This window comes from Corynebacterium marquesiae, assembly GCF_030229635.1.
Lineage (GTDB): Bacteria > Actinomycetota > Actinomycetes > Mycobacteriales > Mycobacteriaceae > Corynebacterium > Corynebacterium marquesiae.
In genome coordinates this window covers 278346-299431 of record NZ_JASPII010000001.1, presented here as the reverse complement: position 1 = coordinate 299431, position 21086 = coordinate 278346, and the positions used below count along the sequence as shown (strand labels likewise).

The 21086-nt window shown below is 59.1% G+C and carries 19 protein-coding genes; 11 read left to right on the top strand and 8 right to left on the bottom strand.

Annotated features, from left to right (window positions below; translation table 11 throughout):
- Positions 1–110: 110 nt before the first annotated feature.
- Entirely contained in the window at positions 111–680 is a 570-nt protein-coding gene (locus QP971_RS01375; RefSeq protein WP_049378465.1) for a DUF4245 domain-containing protein, read from the top strand.
- Here the strand turns inward: QP971_RS01375 and QP971_RS01370 are convergent.
- The 3 genes from QP971_RS01370 to xseA are packed head-to-tail and all read right to left on the bottom strand — an operon-like array spanning position 664 to position 2564.
- Positions 664–1032, bottom strand: coding sequence for a hypothetical protein (locus tag QP971_RS01370; RefSeq protein WP_284786560.1), 369 nt, complete (start codon positions 1030–1032; stop codon positions 664–666). The genes QP971_RS01375 and QP971_RS01370 overlap by 17 nt on opposite strands.
- Positions 1032–1301, bottom strand: coding sequence for an exodeoxyribonuclease VII small subunit (locus QP971_RS01365; RefSeq protein WP_005327444.1), 270 nt, complete (start codon positions 1299–1301; stop codon positions 1032–1034). Before QP971_RS01365 ends, QP971_RS01370 begins: the two co-directional genes overlap by 1 nt.
- 21 nt (positions 1302–1322) lie before the next feature.
- Entirely contained in the window at positions 1323–2564 is a 1242-nt protein-coding gene (gene xseA / locus QP971_RS01360) for an exodeoxyribonuclease VII large subunit (RefSeq protein WP_284810634.1), read from the bottom strand.
- A 141-nt stretch (positions 2565–2705) separates the two neighbouring features.
- On the opposite strand from xseA, the gene QP971_RS01355 reads away from it, so the two are divergent.
- Positions 2706–3656, top strand: a complete 951-nt coding sequence (locus QP971_RS01355) for a 4-hydroxy-3-methylbut-2-enyl diphosphate reductase (RefSeq protein WP_049378468.1) — start codon at positions 2706–2708, stop codon at positions 3654–3656.
- Between the two features lie 65 nt (positions 3657–3721).
- Here QP971_RS01355 and QP971_RS01350 read toward each other — a convergent pair whose 3' ends face one another.
- From QP971_RS01350 to QP971_RS01340, 3 genes are all read right to left on the bottom strand, one after another.
- Positions 3722–4525 (bottom strand): DUF6542 domain-containing protein, encoded by an 804-nt coding sequence (locus QP971_RS01350; protein WP_284786563.1) that lies wholly within the window; start codon positions 4523–4525, stop codon positions 3722–3724.
- Between the two features lie 62 nt (positions 4526–4587).
- Positions 4588–5658: a DNA recombination protein RmuC gene (locus QP971_RS01345; protein ID WP_238801622.1), complete on the bottom strand. Its 1071-nt coding sequence runs from the start codon at positions 5656–5658 to the stop codon at positions 4588–4590.
- Between the two features lie 36 nt (positions 5659–5694).
- Entirely contained in the window at positions 5695–7164 is a 1470-nt protein-coding gene (locus QP971_RS01340) for an AI-2E family transporter (RefSeq protein WP_284767595.1), read from the bottom strand.
- A 47-nt stretch (positions 7165–7211) separates the two neighbouring features.
- On the opposite strand from QP971_RS01340, the gene ychF reads away from it, so the two are divergent.
- The 4 genes from ychF (at position 7212) to QP971_RS01320 (ending at position 11452) form a co-directional block, all read left to right on the top strand.
- Entirely contained in the window at positions 7212–8297 is a 1086-nt protein-coding gene (gene ychF / locus QP971_RS01335) for a redox-regulated ATPase YchF (protein WP_284810633.1), read from the top strand.
- Between the two features lie 127 nt (positions 8298–8424).
- Complete coding sequence (locus tag QP971_RS01330) at positions 8425–8958, top strand: type 1 glutamine amidotransferase domain-containing protein (protein ID WP_284810632.1); 534 nt, start codon at positions 8425–8427, stop codon at positions 8956–8958.
- A gap of 226 nt (positions 8959–9184) precedes the next feature.
- Positions 9185–10096: a cation diffusion facilitator family transporter gene (locus QP971_RS01325; RefSeq protein WP_284810631.1), complete on the top strand. Its 912-nt coding sequence runs from the start codon at positions 9185–9187 to the stop codon at positions 10094–10096.
- A gap of 447 nt (positions 10097–10543) precedes the next feature.
- Positions 10544–11452, top strand: coding sequence for a PRC and DUF2382 domain-containing protein (locus QP971_RS01320; protein ID WP_284810630.1), 909 nt, complete (start codon positions 10544–10546; stop codon positions 11450–11452).
- Between the two features lie 68 nt (positions 11453–11520).
- On the opposite strand, the gene QP971_RS01315 is transcribed toward QP971_RS01320, so the two are convergent.
- Positions 11521–12882, bottom strand: coding sequence for a dicarboxylate/amino acid:cation symporter (locus QP971_RS01315; RefSeq protein WP_284810628.1), 1362 nt, complete (start codon positions 12880–12882; stop codon positions 11521–11523).
- Between the two features lie 281 nt (positions 12883–13163).
- Here QP971_RS01315 and QP971_RS01310 point away from each other — a divergent pair, with 281 nt between their 5' ends.
- The 5 genes from QP971_RS01310 to nrfD all read left to right on the top strand — a co-directional run bounded on the left by QP971_RS01310 (position 13164) and on the right by nrfD (position 20505).
- Complete coding sequence (locus tag QP971_RS01310) at positions 13164–14246, top strand: thermonuclease family protein (protein ID WP_284810627.1); 1083 nt, start codon at positions 13164–13166, stop codon at positions 14244–14246.
- A gap of 186 nt (positions 14247–14432) precedes the next feature.
- On the top strand, positions 14433–15020 hold the full coding sequence (locus QP971_RS01305) for a pyroglutamyl-peptidase I (RefSeq protein WP_284810626.1): 588 nt from the start codon (positions 14433–14435) through the stop codon (positions 15018–15020).
- Between the two features lie 47 nt (positions 15021–15067).
- Complete coding sequence (fdnG, locus tag QP971_RS01300) at positions 15068–18334, top strand: formate dehydrogenase-N subunit alpha (RefSeq protein ID WP_284810625.1); 3267 nt, start codon at positions 15068–15070, stop codon at positions 18332–18334.
- Positions 18335–19393, top strand: coding sequence for a 4Fe-4S dicluster domain-containing protein (locus QP971_RS01295; RefSeq protein WP_238801630.1), 1059 nt, complete (start codon positions 18335–18337; stop codon positions 19391–19393). It begins immediately after the preceding gene.
- Positions 19390–20505, top strand: coding sequence for an NrfD/PsrC family molybdoenzyme membrane anchor subunit (nrfD, locus tag QP971_RS01290; protein WP_284810624.1), 1116 nt, complete (start codon positions 19390–19392; stop codon positions 20503–20505). Before QP971_RS01295 ends, nrfD begins: the two co-directional genes overlap by 4 nt.
- Here nrfD and QP971_RS01285 read toward each other — a convergent pair.
- Positions 20502–21086: a hypothetical protein gene (locus tag QP971_RS01285; RefSeq protein WP_284810623.1), complete on the bottom strand. Its 585-nt coding sequence runs from the start codon at positions 21084–21086 to the stop codon at positions 20502–20504. The genes nrfD and QP971_RS01285 overlap by 4 nt on opposite strands.

Sequence of the window (21086 nt, the reverse complement as noted above, 5' to 3'; positions counted from 1 at the left end):
TTGCTCTAATGGGTTCGATTTTGCGCCCCATTTGTGGGGGATTGACAGATCTTTTTGGGGAAAAGGGGCCGTGTGGCTTTTTGAAAGCTGGCCGTGCGATACTAAGGCGCGTGGCTGCAGAAGAAAGACCAAAGATTTTTGAAGGCGCGAAGGACATCTCCCTGTCCCTCGCCGTCGTGGTGATTATGATGCTGCTCGCCGTGGGAGCGACCGGCCTGTGTTCAATTAACTCCGAAACCCAGCAGGGAGCGGTGCAGGAAGTGGATGAACAAACCTTCCTAGACACCCAAGCCCGCGCAGGGGTCGGTGCAATTCGCAATCCCGAAATGCCAGAGGGTTGGGAGGCCAATGCTGCCCGCCGCGTAGATATGGGCGGCGAGAACGCCACCGTGGTCAGTTGGGTGACCGCTGACCAAGGGTTTGTGGAGTCTACGCAAACGCAGGTCGCGGCCGATAAGGCAGGCGAGACGTACGACGCCAACTACCGCGGCATTGAATCCGCCCGCGAGGTCAAGGGGCACCAAGTGCGGGTGCTAGAAAGCGACGATGATTCCGTGCGCCGCCTGTGGGTTACGGATTTGGGCGATGCCCGCCTCATCATTTCCGGCGCCGCGGACGACAGTGACTTTGAGGCTGCTACCGCTGCGTTTATCGACGCCGCACCTATAGCCGAAAAATAACCTCCCCCAAGCCTTCTTCCGCGGCGGTAGCGCTAAGACCGTCGCCGGCCTGGGCAATAACCTCCGCCAAAGCCTCCGCGTCTAGGCCGCTGAGGCGTGTCTTTCCGGCAAAGACATCGATGCGCTCACGCTGCGAGCGCTGCGGATAAATAGCAATCTCGCGTACTTTGTCGTCCGTAAAGCGCAGCACCACGGATCGGGAGAAGTAGCTCACCTCATTATCGTCGCGGGTGTGTGCAGGACCGAAGAATTCTTCTACGAAACCTCGGGAATCGCCCGCCATGATGGAACCGGCGGCCGCGGATTTCGACACAAAATCCACGCGCTCGCCTGGATAACCATAGATGTGCACTACTCGTCTCCTTCAGCGTCTGCGTCCTCGGCCTTATCGAGCGCGTCTTCCACACGCTTCGCCGCGCCGTCGAGGTGCGCCTCGCACGCACGGGCAAGGGCCTCGCCGCGCTCCCAATACTTTAGCGACTCATCCAAGCCCATTTGCCCAAGCTCGAGAATCTTCACGGTCTCAATAAGCTCGTCGCGGGCTTGCTCATAGCTCAATTCTTCTACTGGGGTAAAAGCATCCTGGCCTGGCTGGCCGGTACCAATGGTGTCATCGGACATGATTTTCTCCTCGGTTGGTGATTAATCGGCGGCCTGGGAGGCCATAGAAACTGCGGTAATAGAGCCATCGCCCACTCGAATGCGCAGTTGAGCGCCAGGCGGGGATTGCTTATAAGAGGTGACAACCTCGGGCCCGGAACCGTCCTTGGGCACTACCTGGACAATGGAGTATCCGCGGGCGAGAGTCGCCGACGGTCCCAACGCCGATACGCGGGCGCGCAGCGATTCCACGTGGCGGGTTTCCCGCTCCACCATGACTTCAATTTCTCGCCGCATGGTAGCGCGGGTTCGCTCCACCTCCTCGCGGCGCGCACGGATAGGGGTCATCGGGTCTGCCATGACAGGCCGGGAACGAATATTGTCGAGGCCGCGACGTTCCCTTTCCACCCAGCCGCGCAGCGCGGCCGCCATGCGAGAGCGAGCCTCTGCGACGATGGCGCGTTCCTCGGCCACAGAGGGCACGACGCGTTTTGCGGCGTCGGTAGGCGTGGCGGCGCGCAGGTCGGCGACGTTATCGAGCACTGGGCTATCCGGCTCGTGGCCAATGGCAGAGACTACCGGGGTGCCGGCCGCTGCCACTGCGCGCTGCAGTGCTTCTTCCGAGAAGGGCAGCAGATCTTCCACGGAGCCGCCGCCACGGGCGATGATGATGACGTCCACCTCAGGATCCGTATCAAGCTGCTGGAGCGCATCAATAACCTCAGGTACGGTATTCGCACCCTGAACCGCGGTATTGAGGACGCGGAATTGCACCGCCGGCCAGCGGTCATGGGCTACCGCCATTACATCCCGCTCTGCAGCAGAACCACGGCCGGTAATCAGCCCAATTTTGTGCGGCAGGTAGGGGAGAGGTCGCTTGCGTGCGGGATCGAAAAGGCCTTCAGCAGCTAGCTGTTGGCGCAGCTTTTCAATGCGAGCAAGCAGATCGCCAATGCCCACATGACGAATTTCGGTGGTCCACAGTGAAAAGGATCCGCGTCCAGCGTAAAAGGCGGGCTTACCGTGGACAATGACGCGGTCGCCGTCTTTCAGCGGGGCTGACAATGACTGCAACATCGATGATGGGCAAGTTAATTGCACGGACTTTTCCTGCTGTACGTCACGCAGAGTGAGGTAGGACAGCTTCCAGGTGGGCTTGAAGTTAATTTGGGTCAACTGACCTTCTACCCACAGGTAACCCAGGCGCTCGATCCAGCCCTTGACTTGGTCATTGACCTTGCCAACGGGCCAGGGAGTATCCGGAGTATTTGCCGGTTGATTCACACAGTCTCCCTTTCTTCAGTCTGCCGTGTTCTTCCGTCTAGTTTAGGGGCCAGCGCGGTCTATTGCCCCGCTCGGGGTAGCCAGAAAGGTGACGTTAGGCTCCACTATTGTTTTGCGTAGTGTTTCGATACTCTGGGAGCCATGACTGATGGTAAAAATGTTCTCCTCGCGGCCCCGCGCGGATACTGCGCAGGCGTGGACCGCGCGGTCGAGACCGTAGAAAAGGCGCTGGAAAAGTACGGCGCGCCCATTTATGTACGCAAACAAATCGTGCACAACCGTTACGTCGTAGAATCTCTGGCAGACCGCGGCGTCATCTTCGTCGACGAGGCCTCTGAGGCACCAGAAGGCGCCCACCTAGTCTTCTCCGCCCACGGTATTTCCCCTGCCGTGCGCGCAGAAGCAACGCAGCGCAAGCAGCTTACTTTGGACGCCACCTGCCCGTTGGTTACCAAGGTGCACAAGGAAGCCCAGCGCTTCCAGCGCGATGGCTACCACATCCTCTTGGTTGGCCACGAAGGCCACGAAGAAGTAGAAGGCACCGCCGGCGAGGCACCTGAGGTCACCCACCTCGTGGATGGCATCGGGGGCGTCGCCAAGCTGCCAGAGTTCCTGCAGGATGAGAAGCTTATCTGGCTGTCCCAGACCACGCTATCGGTGGATGAGACCATCACCATCGTCAATAAGCTGCGCGAGCGCTTCCCGCACTTGGAGAACCCGCCTTCAGACGATATTTGCTACGCCACCCAAAACCGCCAAGAATCCGTCAAGGCCATCGCCCCACAGTGTGACCTGATGATTGTGGTGGGCTCTAAGAACTCTTCTAACTCGGTGCGCTTGGTTGAGGTGGCGCTTGAGGCAGGCGCCAAGACTTCCCACCTCGTGGATTTTGCCAAGGAAATCGACGAATCTTGGTTGGAAGGCGTCCAGACGGTCGGCGTAACCTGCGGTGCTTCGGTACCTGAGTTGCTGGTACGCGAAGTACTGGAGTTCCTGGACGAGCGCGGTTATAGCGACGTAGAACAGGTAACGACCTCTACCGAGACGATTACCTTCGCCCTACCGCGCGACCTGCGCCCAGCACGCACCTAAGTAGCGTTTGCCTATACGGCAGTTAAAACGGAAGAAAGGCCCAGAAACGGGCCTTTCTTTTTGCTTTAGTCCTCGTCGTAGAGGTTATCGTCCCAACCTTGCTTGGGCCGTTCCTTCTCCTGCTGAGATGCCGGAACGGAATCGCCAGCGCGCCGGGCTGGATCCGGGCGCAGTGGATTGTCGCGTTCCTCTTGTTGCATTCGGCGACGCTCTTCACGGTCGCGACCACGGAGGCGATCCTTGGGCGCGGGGCGTGACTTCTTCAACGTGTGCGAGGCGCGGGCGCGCTGCGGAGCGGCTTGAGACTGCTTGGAGTTCCTTGCCGGTTTATCGCGCGCCATCAAGTCTGCAACCGATAGGCGCTCCTCGCGGTTGCGCCGGTCTTGTTTGGCGTCGGCACGGCGGGAAGCGGTTTCCATTTCGGCGGTGCGCTTGGCCGTCTTGCGGAAGCGTACCCAGCGCAGCCAGGCGATGATTGCCGCGCCCACCAGGGCAATGAGGAGCCACAGGAACCTCTGGACAAGGGGGAAAGCCGCGGTGATGGTCGCCGTCTTGGAAAAAGCCGATGCGCCCTCTGGCAAGTTGGCCTTGGTGATAAAGAAACCGGCCAAGCCCACCGTTATGGCATACACAATGGGGATTGAAGCCACGGTGAGGAAGAGGCCGCGCTCTTCCACGATGAGCGCCACCAGCAGTGAGCCGATTACGAGGAACGCGAGGTAAGCCCACCCGATGGAACCCATCAGCATGGAAATAAACGCGCCGGTGAGCAAGAGTGCCGCGAGCAGCCCAAGGCCCTTACCCAGCGTGATGCTGGGGAGACCGGAGCTTTGGGCGGCGGAGGACTTTCTTTGCTTGGCTTGTGACACGTCGGAAGATCCTACCGGTTGCCGCCGGCCTATGGCTATTTCCACGCACGAAAGCGGCGGATTTATAGTGCCGAATTTCCGCGTGGCCACGTATCAATAGGCAAGGGCTCCCGCGGGGTGCGATCCGTGCGGCCCGGGATATCCATCTCATGCAATTTGCGGGCGGTGACGCCCACGCGGGAATCGAGCGAGGAAAGCGTGGCGTTATAAGCTTCGACTGCTTTTTCCAGGTTATGGCCCACCTTTCCGTAGTGATCAGAAAGCGTATTCAGGCGCGTATACAGTTCGCGCCCCAAGCGCTGGACCTCCTTTGCCTTGGCGGAAATATCTTCCTGGTGCCACCCCATGGCCACCGTGCGCAAGAGCGCAAAAAGCGAGCTGGGGGTGGCGATCACTACATTGCGTTCAAAGGCGTACTCGATAAGTTCTGGGTCCACCGATAATGCAGCATCAAGGAAGGGGTCTGCGGGAACGAAGAGGATGACGAACTCGGGCGTTGGTTGAAACGCCTCAATATAGTCCTTCTGCGATAGTGCTTGGACGTGGCCGCGCATTAAATGCGCGTGGCGGCGGAGGAAGCCGGCGTGCTCTTCCGGGTCATCGGTTTCTAGGGCGTCAAGGTAAGAGGTAAAAGGAACCTTGGCATCGACGATGATGTGGCGGCCACCGGCCAAATTGATGAGCATGTCAGGGCGGACGACGCGCCCGCCCAATGGGGCGGAGACCTGGCAATCAAAGTCCACGTGTTTGGTCATACCGCCGAGCTCAACCACGCGCTCCAATTGCACCTCGCCCCAACGGCCACGCACATTGGGTGAGCGCAAAGCGGTCACTAGTTTGTCGGTGCGTTCGGTCAGGCGGGAGGAGGTGCGGGTCACCGCCTGTACCTGGCTGGAAAGGGAAGCGAGCAGCGCGGTGCGGTCTTCCTCAATTTCTTGGAGCTGAAATCCCAAGCGGTCCATGGCCTTTTCTAGCGGTTGGAGTTCGGCTTGGCGGCGCTGCGAGTCTTGCAGCGCGCGGTGCTCGGCGCTCGGCGCGGAGCGCGTAGCGGAGTAAGAATGGGCTAACCAGCCCATTACCGCGCCGAGGATGAGGCCGATAAAAAGTAGCAGCACGGGCAAAGTGGAAGTCATGGCTTCCAGCATGGCACGCGCCGCCGACACGACTCACTATTTTTTCGAATCTCCGTTCAACAGGCCTTCGAAGGCATCGCGGGCGCGGCGCAGGTTTGCGCGCATGCCGGGCTTTTCATGCTCCTTGGGGGTGGATTCCACATTGAGGGCGGCGTCGAGGGAAGTGGAATCGCCGTCCGCGGAGACGTCGGCAAACGCGCCTTCTGGGGCTGCATAGTCCGGCATCTTGAGCCATGCCTCGCGCTTATAACGCCCTTGGTCTTCGGTGTAGCGGCCGATGAGATAACCAGCCACGGTAGAAAAGTCGAGATCCGCGGCGGTCTTTTCGCCCGACTGCAGCTTCATCATGTCTTGGCCGTAGCGGTAGGCCACCGCAAACATCGCGGCCGCCGGAACCGCGAGGAAGCCACCTATCAGGCCAAAGAGAGCTGAGCCTACCGTTACGGAAACCAGGACGATGACCGGGTGCAGGTCCATGGCCTTGGACTGCAGCCAGGGCGAGAGGACATTGCCTTCCAACTGCTGGACCAGCAACACTAGGCCGAGGACGAGCAGAGCCTTGGTGACGCCAAGGGAGACCAACGCGATGGTGACGGAGAGGGCGCCGGCGACGATCGCGCCGACGAAAGGAATGAAGCCCGCGATAAAGGTGATGATCGCCAAAGCCATGGCCAGCGGAACGCCGATAAGGGCGAGGCCGACGCCGATAAAGACGGCGTCGACAAGCGAGACAACCGCTTGCGCGCGAATGAAGCCGCCCAGCGTATTCCAGGCGCGAGTAAGCAGCTCAGTAAGGTGCCAGCCGGCGCGCTTGCCCGTGGCATCGCGCAGCCAAGGAAGGAACTTGGCGCCGTCCTTCAAGAAGAAGAAGGTCAGCACCAGCACGATGAAGAGCGTGACCAAGATGGACGTGGCGGTGCCGATGCCGGTAAAGACCGAGCCTGCGATGGCGCCGGCACGTTGCTGCAGCCAGGACGCCGCCTCGTCGATGTAGCTACTCATGTCATCGCTATCGAGGTTAAGCGGTGGGCCCTGGGCCCAGAGCTGCAGGCTTTGGATGCCGGAGACCGTCTGCAAATACAGTGACCGGGATTGCCGCATGAAATCTGGGGCAACAAACGCAATGAGGCCGCCAACAGCCGTGAAAGAAACCAAAATGGTTACGGCGGCCGCCAACGCGGCGGGCAGGCCAATATTGCGCAGCTTCTTCGCCACCGGCGCCAGAACGGTGCAGATAATAAGGGCCAAAAGCACCGGCAAAAGGCCCTGCCAGAAGTTACCCAGTAAACGGTAGAGGGCGTAGAGGAAAACGCAGATGATGAGCAGCCGAACGGCCCATAGGGAGGCGGACTTAACCACCTCGCCGGCGATGACGGAGCGGTCTACCTGATCACCCGGTGGATGTGGGGATACATCTTCCAGCTTGCTGGTGTCGAAGCTTTCATCAAACTTATCGCCCAAGCCCGCTTGAGGGTCATCGGGCAGCGGTTGGCTATCAGAATTCACCCCACCATCTTGCCTTAAAAGAAGGCGGGTGCGTTAGGATTGGCCCCGTGAGTCTTACACTAGGAATCGTCGGCCTGCCCAATGTGGGCAAGTCCACTTTGTTTAATGCCCTGACCCGTTCCGAGATCCTGGCGGCGAACTACCCATTTGCCACCATCGAGCCCAACGTGGGCCTGGTGGAGCTGCCGGATTCCCGCTTGACCCAACTGGCGGAGATGTTTAACTCTGAGCGCATCCTTCCTGCCACCGTGTCCTTCGTGGACATCGCCGGTATCGTCTCCGGTGCTTCGCACGGTGAAGGTATGGGCAACGCCTTCCTAGCCAATATCCGTGAGGCAGACGCCATTTGCCAGGTAGTGCGCGCCTTCTCTGATGACAATGTCATTCACGTCGATGGCAAGGTGGACCCGCGCAACGATATCTCCGTTATTAATACCGAGCTCATTCTTGCGGATCTCCAGACCATCGAAAAGGCCCTGCCGCGCCTGGAAAAGGATGCGCGCAAGAATAAGGATTTGGCCGCCGAGGTGGAAGCAACCAAGAAGGCCCAGGAGATTCTGGAAGATGATCGCACCCTCTTCGCCGCGGCGAAGGAGGGCGAGATTGACCTCGCGCTCGTGCGCGATCTGCATCTGATGACGGCTAAGCCCTTCCTCTATGTCTTCAATTCGGATGAAGCAGTGCTTACCGACGACGCTAAGAAGGAAGAACTCCGCCAGCTCGTCGCCCCGGCTGAGGCCGTATTCCTCGATGCGCAGACCGAAACTGAGCTGCTCGAGTTGGAAGAAGACGAAGCCCGCGAGTTGCTCGAGGCCGTAGGCCAAGATGAGCCGGGCCTAGCCACCTTGGCTAAGGCAGGTTTTGCCACCTTGGGTCTGCAGACCTACCTCACCGCCGGGGAGAAGGAGGCCCGTGCGTGGACCATTAAGCAGGGCTCTGCCGCACCGCAGGCAGCTGGAGTCATCCACACCGATTTTGAAAAGAAGTTCATTAAGGCCGAGATCGTTTCCTTCGATGACCTTGTAGCCGCCGGCTCCATGGCTGAGGCCCGTGCGCATGGCAAGGTCCGCCAAGAGGGTAAGGACTACATCATGCAGGACGGCGATGTGTGCGACTTTAAGATCGGCGGCTAATTCCAGCCGGTCTGAGCTTGGTTTTGGCTGCGGGCGAGGGGCTTGTCCGTAGAAGCGAAAAGAAGGTAGCGAAGACGAAACTTCCGCGTTACTGTGGGCGGCGTACCCGAACAAAGGAGGCTGCAACATGGCTGAACTAGATAACAAAACCATTGCCATCATCGCTACCGATGGCTTCGAAGACTCCGAGTTGACCTCCCCGCTAGAGGCCGTGAAGAACGCTGGCGCTACCGTGCGTGTCCTCGCCCCAAAGGCCGGCACCATTACCGGCAAGAACGGTACGGAGATTTCCGTTGACGCCGCTACCACTGACTCCACTGGCGAGTCTTTCGACGGCATTATTCTGCCTGGCGGCACCGATAACGCCGACCTCATCCGCTTGGATAAGGCCGCGGTGGAAATCGTGCGCAAACACATGAGCAAGGATCTGCCGCTCGGCGCCATCTGCCACGGTGCTTGGATCCTGGCTGATGCTGAAGCCCTCAAGGGCCGCACCCTGACTTCCTTCCCGTCCCTGCAGACCGACCTGCGCAATGCAGGTGCCACCTGGGTAGATGAGGAAGTCCACTGCGACCAAGGCTTGGTCTCGTCCCGCACTCCAGATGACCTGCCTGCCTTCAACGCCAAGCTGGTAGAAGAGTTTGCAGAGGGACAACACTAAAGTTCCACAGATTTGAGCCACGGGTACTGCCCGTGGCTTTTTTCGATCTTGCGCCGGCGTCATGTGCCCTATAAAGTTAGTTTTCCTGAAGGGGAGTAGTTCCCTCGGTGAGCTCCGAGATGACTGGTCGACATACTGGCGTTTAGCCCGGCCAGCCAGCGTCCGCAGTGCCCGCGGCCGTGAACGAGACCTTCGGTCCGCAACCGAACCGAAGGGAGAAGTGACTATGTCCTCCATAGGCTCAGAGCAGCGCATTCTTGAGCGCTTCATGCAGCTATCCATCGCCGCCGCAGTGGCTACCATCCTCCTCAAGGCCTTGGCCGCGTGGTTTACCGGCTCGGTGGGCTTCCTCTCCGATGCCTTCGAATCCATCGTGAATCTCGTCGCGGCCGTCGCCGGCTTTTATGCGCTCCGGATTGCCTCTAAACCGGCCGATGATAACCACCAGTTTGGCCACGGCAAAGCCGAGTACGTCTCCGCCTTGGTAGAGGGTGCAATGATTTTTATTGCGGCCGGCATGATCGTGTACACGGCGATCCAACGCTTCTTTGTTCCGCAGCCGATTGAAGAGCCGGGCTGGGGCTTGGCGTTGTCAACGCTTTCGTCCGTGCTTAACGGCGCGGTGGGCATCGCGCTCATCCGTGCAGGTAAGCGCTACCGGTCCGCCACCTTGGATGCGGATGGGCACCATTTGCTTACCGACGTCTGGACTTCCGTCGGCGTCCTTGTCGGCATCGCCGCCGTATTCCTTACTGGTTGGTGGTGGCTGGATCCTGTAGTGGCGCTCGCAGTGGGCATCAATATTTTGTGGACAGGCTATAGCCTCCTGCGCGATTCGGTAAGTAGCCTGCTTTCTGAGGCGCTTCCCGACGACGAGCGTCAGAACATTAGGCAGCTCCTAGCTCGGCTGGAGCAGGAACACTCGGTAAACTTCACGGAGCGTCGCACCGTGGCCTCTGGCCGCCAGCGGTTGGTGTACCTGACCATGGAGGTGCCAGGGGAATGGAGCGTCATGCACTCCCACGAGGTTGCAGACGCAGTGGAAATTGCCCTCGACGAGCTGTACCCAGGCTGCAGTGCTTTCATTCATGTGGAACCAGCCGGCCTGGAAAATCGGCGTCCGTACTTATTCCGCTAAGGCTTAGTCTTCTCAGCTTTCTGCCGACCACTGTGGATACTCGGAGAAAAGGTACACTCTCTTGAGAGAATCCTGTGGTGCCGCTGTCACCGCATTTCGGGGGTGTGGTGAACAGTGGACGATTTGGAGATCGTGAAGGGGTGCGGCTAGGGCGCTGCGGGCGAGGGAATCGACATCCGGTTTCCTCGGTTCGGGTGCTTATGGTGCAGATTTTCCAATGTTATAGAACTGTTATCAACCGTTCTGAGCTGCATGAAGCTTGGCTTTGGTGAACAAAATCGAGAAAAATCTCCGCTAGCGGTCGAAAAATTTTGATTTCTCCGTATGGTGGTTGTCACAGCAATCAATTGGAGATTTTCACCCCCACAATCCATGTGGCGGGGTTAGAAAATGTCCTTTTGTTTGGTTGAAGATAGCTATACCAATAGCAGAAAGGATTTACTGACAATGGGTAAGAACATTAAGGACCTCTTTAACGCAACCGCATACGACAAGAACGGCGAGAAGCTGGGCGACGTTAACGAGGTATTCGTTGATGACCAGTCCGGCCAGCCTACCTTCGTTGAGGTTAACCACGGCCTGTTCGGCATGAACTCCAGCCTGGTTCCGCTGCGTGGACACGACTTCTCCGGCGATGATCTGAAGCTGGGCTTCTCCAAGGACCGTATCAAGGATGCTCCGGACTTCGACTCCGATAAGCCGCTGACCCCTGAGACACAGTCCGATATCTTCAAGCACTACGGTCTGGATAACGCACGCGACGTTACCGACTACAAGGATTCCAACCTTGACTCCAAGCGCGACGTTCAGGCTGGCGCTGACAAGGAACACAACCTGACCGCAGGCGCTGGCGCTGCTGGTGCAGGCGTTGCTGGTGCACATGCTGACGAGAAGAAGGCAGACACCCACACCACCGACGCTGCTGCTACCGAGCGCAAGGCTGGCGTAGCTGATGACGCTGCAGCTGCACGCACCAACAACGATGGCGAGCTCATCCGTTCCGAGGAGCAGCTCAACGTCAACAAGGAGCGCGTGGCTAGCGGTGAGGCTCGCCTGCGCAAGTACGTTGTGACTGACACCGAGAGCGTCGAGGTTCCGGTCGAGCGCGAAGAGGTTCGCGTCGAGCGCACTCCGATCAACGCTGAGGATGCCAAGAACTACAACGGCGCTATCTCCGGTGACTCCGAGGAAGCTTCCGTCACCTTGCACGAGGAGCGCGTAAACGTGAACAAGGAAACCGTTCCGGTTGAGAAGATCAACCTGAAGAAGGACACCGTTCGCGACACCGAGACTCACACTGAGGAGCTGCGCAAGGAGCAGATCGACACCGATGGTGTTGACGGCCTCAAGAAGTAAAAGCGCATAGCTAAACGCCCGCAAGGATTACCTTGCGGGCGTTTCTTTTTGCCTTTTAGGAGACTGGTTTAAGCCTTGACTCCGATGGTCTCGGCCGAGTCAGAATCCATAATGTGCTTGACGCCGTTCTCGGCAGCATCCCAGGTTGCTTTGTCCTGGATGCCGGCGCGCTTAGCCACGATGGTGGCGCACAGCACCTGTCCGGTGACGTTGAGTGCGGTACGGCCCATGTCAATGATTGGCTCGATGGCAAGCAGGAGACCAACACCGGCCAGTGGCAGGCCGAGCGTAGAAAGCGTCAGGGTGAGCATCACCGTTGCGCCGGTGGTGCCTGCGGTAGCGGCGGAACCGATAACGGACACGAAGATGATGAGCAGGTACTGGGTGAAGTCAAGGTCGATGCCATAGAACTGGGAGACGAAGATGGCAGCGATGGCTGGGTATACGGAAGCGCAGCCATCCATCTTGGTAGTCGCGCCCAGCGGAATAGCAAAGGAAGCGTACTCGGATGGAACGCCCATAGCCTTTTCACTGAATCGCTCGGTAGCTGGCATGACGCCCATCGAAGAACGGGTAACAAAGCCCAGCGAGGTCACCGGCCACACGCGCTTGAAGAAGCCGATGACCGGGATCTTATTGAACTTCAGCACAGCCGGGTAGACCACGGCAAATACCAGGCCCATGCCTACGTACATGGCTAGGACGAACTTGCCCAGCGAGCCCAGTGCATCCCAGCCGTAGGTGGCTACGGCCTTACCGATGAGGGCCGCGGTGCCAATCGGGGCAAGGCGGATAATCCACCAGAGGATGACCTGAATGACCTTCAGGAAGGACTCGGTAAAACGCAGGAAAGGCTCAGCAGACTTGCCGGTCTTGACAGCGGCGATACCAATGGCTAGCGAGATGACAAGGAGCTGGAGGGCGCCAAAGCTGAGGGATACTTCGCCGTCGGAAAGCGAGGCAGAAAGGCCTACGAAGTTCTGGGGCAGAAGCTGCTCAAAGAACGCGGTCCATGAACCGACGTGGGAAGGATCCTGCGCGGTGGCAGCATCGATGCTTGTGCCGATGCCCGGCTTCATCACGACGGCGACGATGATGCCCGTCAAGACGGAGAAGAATGCGGTAATGGCAAACCATACAAGCGTGGAAACTGCCAGGGAAGCGGCGTTGGCTACCTTGCGCAGATTAGCGACGGAGGTAACAACTGCAGCGAAGATGAGTGGCGGGATCATCACCTTGAGCAGCTGGACGTAGGCGTTGCCGACTCCCGTGAGCAGGGTAGTCAACCAGCCCGGGTTGTCTGGGTCGGTATCCATGCCGGAAGCAATGAAGCCCAGGATAAGGCCGATGATGAGGCCCGCGATGACCTGAGCACCGAATCCCGTGGCCCAGCCGGGAAGCTTGGAGCGCGAAGATTCTTGTTGAGACATAAAGATTCCTTTGAAAATAAAAATGGACAGATCGGACTATTCTTCAGATACTGTCCTGTTCAACTTCAACATCGCTCAGCTTATTCCTTCTACGTCTGTAGGTACAAAGTGCGAGTTATCTGCCGTGGCCGAAACCTCACCTTTCGCGCTCACGGAAAGGTGTTTTTGCGCTGGTTTTAGGGCGCTGGTGAGCGCGAAGGGAGGGGAGCTTGAGCTGTCACATGTCTCCCATTGCTAACTTTAAGTAGCTATTCTCTCTATCTTTCTCAGGAGGAACATTTATGGGCTGGGTTAAACCCCTCGTTGGCATTTTTGCAGTTGGCGCAGTGGCTTCCGTAGCTTTAGGCGGTGGTGATGAAGATACTGTGGTGGTCAATCGAGTAATCGATGGTGACACCATTGACGTCGACCTCGACGGCGAAAATACCCGCGTTCGGCTACTTAATATTGATACGCCTGAAATCGGCCATAACGGCGAACCGAGTGAGTGCCTCGCGGAGGAAGCCAAGCGGTACTTGGAAGGACGGTTGCCAAAGGGGACGGAGGTTCGGTTGGAATATGACTCCGAGCGGACCGACAAGTACGGCCGCACTCTTGCCGGTGTCTTTATTGACGATGACTTCATTAACGCGGATGTCGCGGCCGAAGGGCTAGCCACGGCGGTTGTATTTGGCGGAAACGACAAGTTTTACGACGAAGTGCACAATGCCGAACGCGGCCCTAAAGACGCTGGCGAAGGGATCTTTGGGGTCTCGGACGAGTGCAAGGTTTCCAGCGATGAGGACATGGCCGAGGCGCTTAGCAGCGCAGAAGCTGCGGCGGCAGCATTTGTAGCTTCCGGGGAAGCTGATAGTGCAGGCTACGAGGATGTACTGGACAAGTCAGCAGCAGCGAAGGCCGGATTAGCGGCTCTGACTCACCGCAAAGATGCTCGAAGCACCTTCCAGAAGGCGGCATATCCGGATGCTCCCAAGGAGATTGCCTCGAAGAAGGAACGCGAGCTTGAAGGGAAGGAGAAGCAAGCCCGCGAAGAGCTCGAGAAATTGGAGGAGAAAGCACGGGAGGAAGAGAAGCGCGAGAAGGAGCGCCAGGAAGAAGAACGCCGTCGTGCAGAGCAGCGGCAGGAAGAGATTCGCCAGCAGGAGCACGACGCGCCTGAAGTAGAGGTAGCGGAGCAGCCAACGCTTGACGAGGTGGCTGGCTATCAAGCCCCCGAGCAGCAGCCCGCACCTCAGCCGGTGCCGGTGGTCGATAACTACACCGGGTGCCGAGCTTATGGCGGAAACTATGCCATGACGTCAGTAGATAAGAATGGACGTTCATACGCGAAGATCGACTGCACTACGAAGCAGCAGATTGGTTAGGCAGCCCGCCCTTCGCGCTCACGGGCAGAACCCTGAGTGCTTGGAGCATGGCTCCCGGTGAGCGCGAGGGGAGCGGGGTTGGGGCCTACACCCTTGCCGCTCACCAAAACCAAGGGGAAGCGCCATCCTGGCGCTGCCGGTGAGCGCGAAGGGCGGGAGTGTCCCGGAATCTGAAATACTGGCGGCATGAAGATCCTCGTAACCGCATTTGACGCCTTCGGCGGAGAGAGCATAAACCCCACAGAACGAGCTCTTCAGCAACTACCGGATCACATTGGAGACGCGGAGCTCGTCAAGCTGGTGATCCCGACGAAATTCGGAGAATCGCTGCGTCGGGCGATTGAGGTCGCGGAGGATTCGGAGGTCGAAGCCATTGTATGTTTGGGCCAGGCCGGCGGGCGGGCACATATCACCCCGGAGCGGGTCGCGATCAACGTGATGGATGCCGATATTCCTGATAATGCGGGTTATCAGCCGGTGGATGTACCGGTTGTGGAAGGCGGCCCGACGGCCTATTTCTCTACGCTGCCGGTAAAGGAAATGGTCGCGGCGGTGGGGGATAGTCCGGCGCGATTGTCGAATACGGCCGGGACTTTCGTATGTAACCAGCTGCTCTATGGCCTCCTGCATCACTTCGAGGGGACGAGGGTGAGCGCGGGATTTGTCCACGTGCCGTATATAACAGAGCAGGAGAAAACGGATAAGCCCATGATGGAGCTGGCGGACATCGTCGAGGGGGTTAAGCGGGCGCTCTGGGCGGTGCAAGCTAGTTAGGGTAGCCTTTGTAGCTTTTTGGCTCAGCTAAATATAGATTTAGGGATATGTCTCGCTTTAGCCCTCTCAACTGGCCGGTTGTGCGCCAGCTGCGCAGTGGCGATCCCTTCGGAAGGGACGTCAATACGCAGTCTCAAAAGAGCAAAGATAAGCATGGGCGCACCGTGGAAGCAGACCGCGTGGTGCAGTCGGTGTGCCCGTACTGTGCGGTCGGTTGTTCGCAGCGCGTGTATGTCAAAGATGACCGCGTCATCCAGGTGGAGGGCGATCCGGATTCGCCCATTTCTCGTGGGCGCCTGTGCCCGAAGGGATCTGCGTCGGAGCAGTTGATTAACTCCGCTACGCGCCTTACCAAGATTAAGTATCGTGCGCCGCACTCGACGGAGTGGCAGGATCTTGATGAAGATACCGCGATGGAGATGATTGCGGATCGTTTCTTGGAAGCCCGCCGGAACGGTTGGCAGGATGTGGACGATGAAGGTCGTGCGCTCAACCGCACGATGGGTATCGCCGGTTTGGGCGGTGCGACCTTGGATAATGAGGAAAATTACCTCATTAAGAAGCTGTTTACCGCCGCTGGTGCGATTCAGCTCGAGAACCAGGCACGCATATGACACTCCGCCACTGTTCCTAGTCTAGGAACTTCGTTTGGCCGCGGCGGCGCAACCCAACCGCTGCAGGATATGGCGAATGCGGACTGCATCGTCATTGAGGGTTCTAACATGGCCGAGTGTCACCCAGTGGGATTCCAGTGGGTGGTGGAAGCCAAGAAGCGTGGTGCACGCATCATTCACGTGGATCCGCGTTATACGCGCACGTCTGCCTTTGCGAATCGCCACATCGGCATTCGCGGCGGCACGGACGTGGTGCTTTTGGGCGCAGTCATTAACTACCTGCTGGAAAACGAGCTGTACTTCCACGACTACGTGGTGGCGTATACCAATGCGCCGATGATCATCTCGGAGGACTATCAGGACACCGAGAACTTGGATGGTTTGTTCTCCGGCTATGATCCGGAAACTGGAAAGTACGTCACGGATTCGTGGCAGTACGTGCAAAAGCCTGAGGGTGCGTCGTGGAATGTAGAACGCGATGAATCGCTGGAGCATCCGAATTCCGTCTTCCAGATTCTCAAGCGGCATTACGCGCGCTATACGCCTGAGGTAGTGGAGGAAACCTGTGGTATTGCACAGGAGGATTTCTTCTATCTAGCCGAGTCGATAGCGCAGAACTCTACGCCGGAGCGCACTACCTGCTTTGCTTATGCGTTGGGCTTTACCCAGCACACCTTGGGTGCGCAGTTCATCCGTACCGCAGCTATTTTGCAGCTGCTGACCGGTAATGTGGGCCGTCCTGGATCAGGCATTATGGCGCTGCGCGGTCACGCCTCGATTCAGGGATCTACCGATATCCCGACGTTGTTCCACTCGTTGCCGGGGTATTTGCCCATGCCGAGCGTCGATAAGCAAAGCTGGCCAGAGTTTGTCGATGGAATCCGTAATGAGTCGCAAAAGGGCTTTTGGCAGATTGGTGAGAACTATGCAGTCTCGCTGATGAAGTCCTATTGGGGCGATGCGGCAACCAAGGACAATGGTTGGGGCTATGACCTCATGCCGCGCATCTCTGGCGCGCATTCGACCTATGAAACGCTTATGGCAATGCTGGATGAGCAGGTGGAAGGCTATTTTGTCTTCGGCCAGAATCCGGCCGTGGCGCAGTCCAACGGCGGAATGCAGCGCCGCGGTTTGGCCGCGCTGAAGTGGCTGGTGGTGCGCGATTTCCAGGAGATTGAGACCGCCTCCTTCTGGAAGGACTCGCCGGAGATTAAAAACGGTGAGCTTAAGACCGAAGACATCGGCACTGAGGTCTTCTTGATGCCGGCGGCCACCCACGTGGAAAAGGCGGGCACCTTTACTCAGACGCAGCGCATGCTGCAGTGGCGCTTCCAAGCAGCGCCGCCGCCGGGCGAGGCCAAGAGTGACCTGTGGTTCTTCTACCAGTTGGGCAAGAAGATTAAGGAGCGCCTGCGCGATTCCACTGATCCGCGAGATATTCCTCTGCAGAAGGTCACGTGGGACTATGTGGAAACCGAGGAAGGCGAGCCGAATTCTGAGGATATCCTCAAGGAGATCAACGGCTACTACCTAGAGGGGCCGAAAAAGGGCGAGCTTTTGCCTGCCTTCGTGGAGATGAAAAACGATGGCAGTACCTCGGGTGGTTGCTGGATCTATACCGGCGTGTTTAAGGACGGCATTAATCAGTCCGCGCGCAAGGTTCCGGGTTCGGAGCAAAACGAGGTAGCTCCGGAGTGGGGTTGGGTATGGCCGGCCAACCGCCGCCTGCTCTACAACCGTGCTTCGGCGAAGCCGGACGGCACTCCGTGGTCGGAGCGCAAGAAGTATGTGTGGTGGGACGCCGGCCAGGGTAAATGGGTTGGCGATGACGTGCCGGACTTCCCGGCTACCAAGTCCCCGGACTACAAGGCTCCGATCGACGCCGTGGGCCCGGATGCCCTCGACGGCACCGATGCCTTCATCATGCAGGCGGATGGCCGCGGTTGGCTCTTTGCACCGACCGGGCTTTCCGACGGCCCATTGCCCACCCACTATGAGCCGCACGAGTCCCCGGTGCACAACGTGCTGTACAAGCAACAGCAATCGCCGACGCGCCTGACCATCAAGCGCCCAGACAACCTGTCGCGCCCAGAACCTGGTGAGCCGGGTTCGGAGGTGTTCCCGTTTGTCTTTTCCACCTATCGTCTCACCGAGATGTATACCTCGGGTGCGATGTCGCGCCGCCTGCCGTACCTGGCGGAGTTGCAGCCGGGCCTATTCTGCGAGGTCGATAAGGCCTTGGCAGAAAAGCGTGGCTTGGAAAACGGCAAGTGGGCCACGATCATCTCGCCCCGCGGCGTCATTGAGGCGCAGGTCTTGGTCACTGACCGCATGCAGATGATGAAGATCAATGGTGAGGAGTTCCACCAGATCGGCTTGCCGTATCACTATGGCGAGTCCGATTCCACGGCCGTTGCAGGCGATGGCGCCAATGATCTGCTGGGCCTTACATTGGAGCCGAACGTATTCATCCAGAATTCCAAGATCGGCGCTTGCGATATCCAGCCGGGGCGTCGCCCGCGCGGTGAAGCCCGTGTAGAGATGCTCAAGGAGTATCAGAAGCGCGCGCACCTGAACCTGGATTCCGGTAATGATCTGCTCACCGTGGATGATTCCTTCACCTATAACCCAGAGCCGCAGCAGCCCGCGGACGCGGATGAGCACGGCGAGAAGGGCGAGGAAAGCGAAGAAGGTAAGTAAATGACAAATCTTCTGACCGAAAACGCGAGCCGGCACGGCTATGACAAGTACCGCCGTATGGCCTTTTTCACCGACACTTCCGTGTGCATCGGGTGTAAGGCCTGCGAGGTGGCGTGTAAGGAGTGGAACCGCAACCCGGTAGAAGGCTATGACGTCACGGGTGATTCCTATGACAACACCGGCGCACTGGGTGCAAATACCTGGCGCCACGTGGCCTTTGTGGAGCAAAACAATGACCGCATCGAGCAGGCCCGCGAGGAGGGAAAGAATCTCATTTCCCTTGGCATGCCTTCGGTAGGGGCGCAGGCCCCAGAGGTTGATACCACCCCGCCGGATACGGATACGTTCCGGTGGCTCATGTCCTCGGACGTGTGTAAGCACTGCACGCATGCAGGCTGCTTGGACGTGTGTCCTACCGGCGCGCTGTTCCGCACCGAGTTTGGCACCGTTGTGGTTCAGGATGATGTGTGCAATGGCTGCGGTACCTGCGTGGCCGGCTGCCCCTTTGGCGTCATCGAGCGCCGCGATGACGGCGGTGTGGCGCTGAAGTATGACAAGACGGCCACAGTGGATTACGTGGATAATTCCCATGCCGGTGTCAACGTGTTGAAAAAACTCAAGCAACTTGCCCCGCAGGGCCCGGACCATACGCCGGGCGAGGCGATGCCGATCAAGAACTTGGGCGTGGCCCAGAAGTGCACTATGTGCTACGACCGCCTGAAGCAGGGCGAACAGCCAGCATGTTCTAAGACCTGCCCGACCGATTCCATCCAGTTCGGCCCGTACGAGGAGATGGTGGCCGCAGCCAAGGCACGCGTGCGCGTATTGCACGAGCAAGGCCTTACTGAGGCCCGCCTTTACGGTGCCAACCAGGACGATGGTGTGGGCGGAACCGGCTCCATCTTCCTGCTTTTGGATTCACCTGAGGTCTACGGTTTGCCGCCGGACCCGCGCGTGCCGACGGCCGATTTGCCGCAGATGTATAAGACCGCAGCCAAGGCTATCGGTGGCATGGCGCTTGCCGTGGCTGGTTCCTTCCTGATTGGGGGACGCAAATGAGCAATTTTGATGAGTACCGCCCGCCACAGCCGGAGCGCCACAATCGCTACCGGAAGTTCGACGGTACGAAGCCGAAGAAGAAGCGGAAGCGTCCAGGCGCGGGTGCGCAGGACGGCTCCAAAGAGGAGCGCATGGCGCAGGACTTCGAGTTCTCGTCTTACTATGGCCGACCAGTGGTCAAGGCCCCGCCGTGGGAATGGCCTATCGGCGCCTACCTCTTCTTGGGCGGCGTGAGCGGTGGCTCGGGGCTCTTGGCCGCTGGCGCACAGGCCGTGGGCAATGCGCCGCTGCGTCGTACCACGCGCCTTTCTGCCTTTGGCGCGGCGGCCGTGGGATCGGTCTTTTTGATTCTGGATTTGGGCCGCCCGGAACGCGCATTGAACATGTTCCGCGTCTTCAAGGTGACCTCGCCAATGTCCATGGGCTCGTGGATTTTGTCGGGCTTTGCCAGCGCGGCTGCGCTGCCCGCCGCCGCGGAAGTAGATGCGGCGACTGGCTACAAGCTGCCGCTGCCGAAGTTTGTGCGTACGGTGCTTAAGAAGTCGGCCGGGCCGGCGGGCGCGGTCACGGGCGTGCTTGGCGGCCCGCTTGCGGGTTATACCGCGGTATTGCTGTCCAATACCTCGAACCCGGTGTGGAATGACATGAAAAAGCACCTGCCGTATGTTTTCGTTTCCTCGGCGGGTGCGGCGTCGTCAGGCCTGGCTATGGTGACCACTCCGGTCGAGCACGCGGGACCGGCCCGTGTGTTGGGTATGGCCGCGGCGGCCAGCGATCTGGCAGCGACCAAGGTGCTTGAGGAAGGCATGGAGCCAGAACCGCGCGAGGCTCTGCACGAGGGAAAGCCAGGCACGCTGATGAAGGCCTCGGAATACTTCATCGCGGCCGGTGGCGTAGGTAGCGCGCTCGCGGCGGCCACGAAATCCCGTGCGGTATCGGTGGCCGCAGGCTTATCGCTTTTGGCAGGATCTGCATGCACGCGTTTTGGCGTGCTCAACGCGGGTCTACAAGCAGTGAAGAATCCGGAGACTACCATCGGGCCGCAAAAGCGCCGGGCGGAAAGGCGCCGGCGCGGGCAGGGCCTCGACCACGATGTGGTGAGCCCGGACTAGTCCAGGTCCTGCAGGGCGGGGGCGAGCTCCGCGCCGATGTCTTCCATGCGTTGTTGCTCGGCTGCGGAGTCGCGGCCATCACGGTGGAGGTAGTAGTTCAGCGCCACATCGCCCACGGTGGTCACGCAGGTGGTAGATACCGAATCCTTCACCGGCCAAGCGCTGCAATAAAAGTGCCGGTCAGCGGAGGTGAATTCGAAGGGGGAGTAGTCATTGGCGGGGCGCTGCTGGGCGGCGTTTTTGGCATCGAGATCGTCGTGCAGTAGCTCTAGGTAGCGCTGCGCTGCCTCATTGGGGTCATCGGGGCAAACAGGTGCGCCCTCGGCCTCATACTTCGTCCCCAGCAGGCTGACCTGCTCTTTATCCTCTGCGCGGTAGAGCGCGGAAAAGGAATGATCATCGTTTTCAGCTGACTGGGGGTCGAGCTTAGCTTCACCGAGCGAATCCGGCAGGGCCTCGCGCACCGCGGCGGGATCGACTGGGGAGCACTCGCTTGTCGATGCCTCCTCAGTGGAACACCCCGCCATCCCCGCTGCGGCGAGGGCGGTGAGGGCGAAAAGATAGAGAATCTGTCGCTGCAT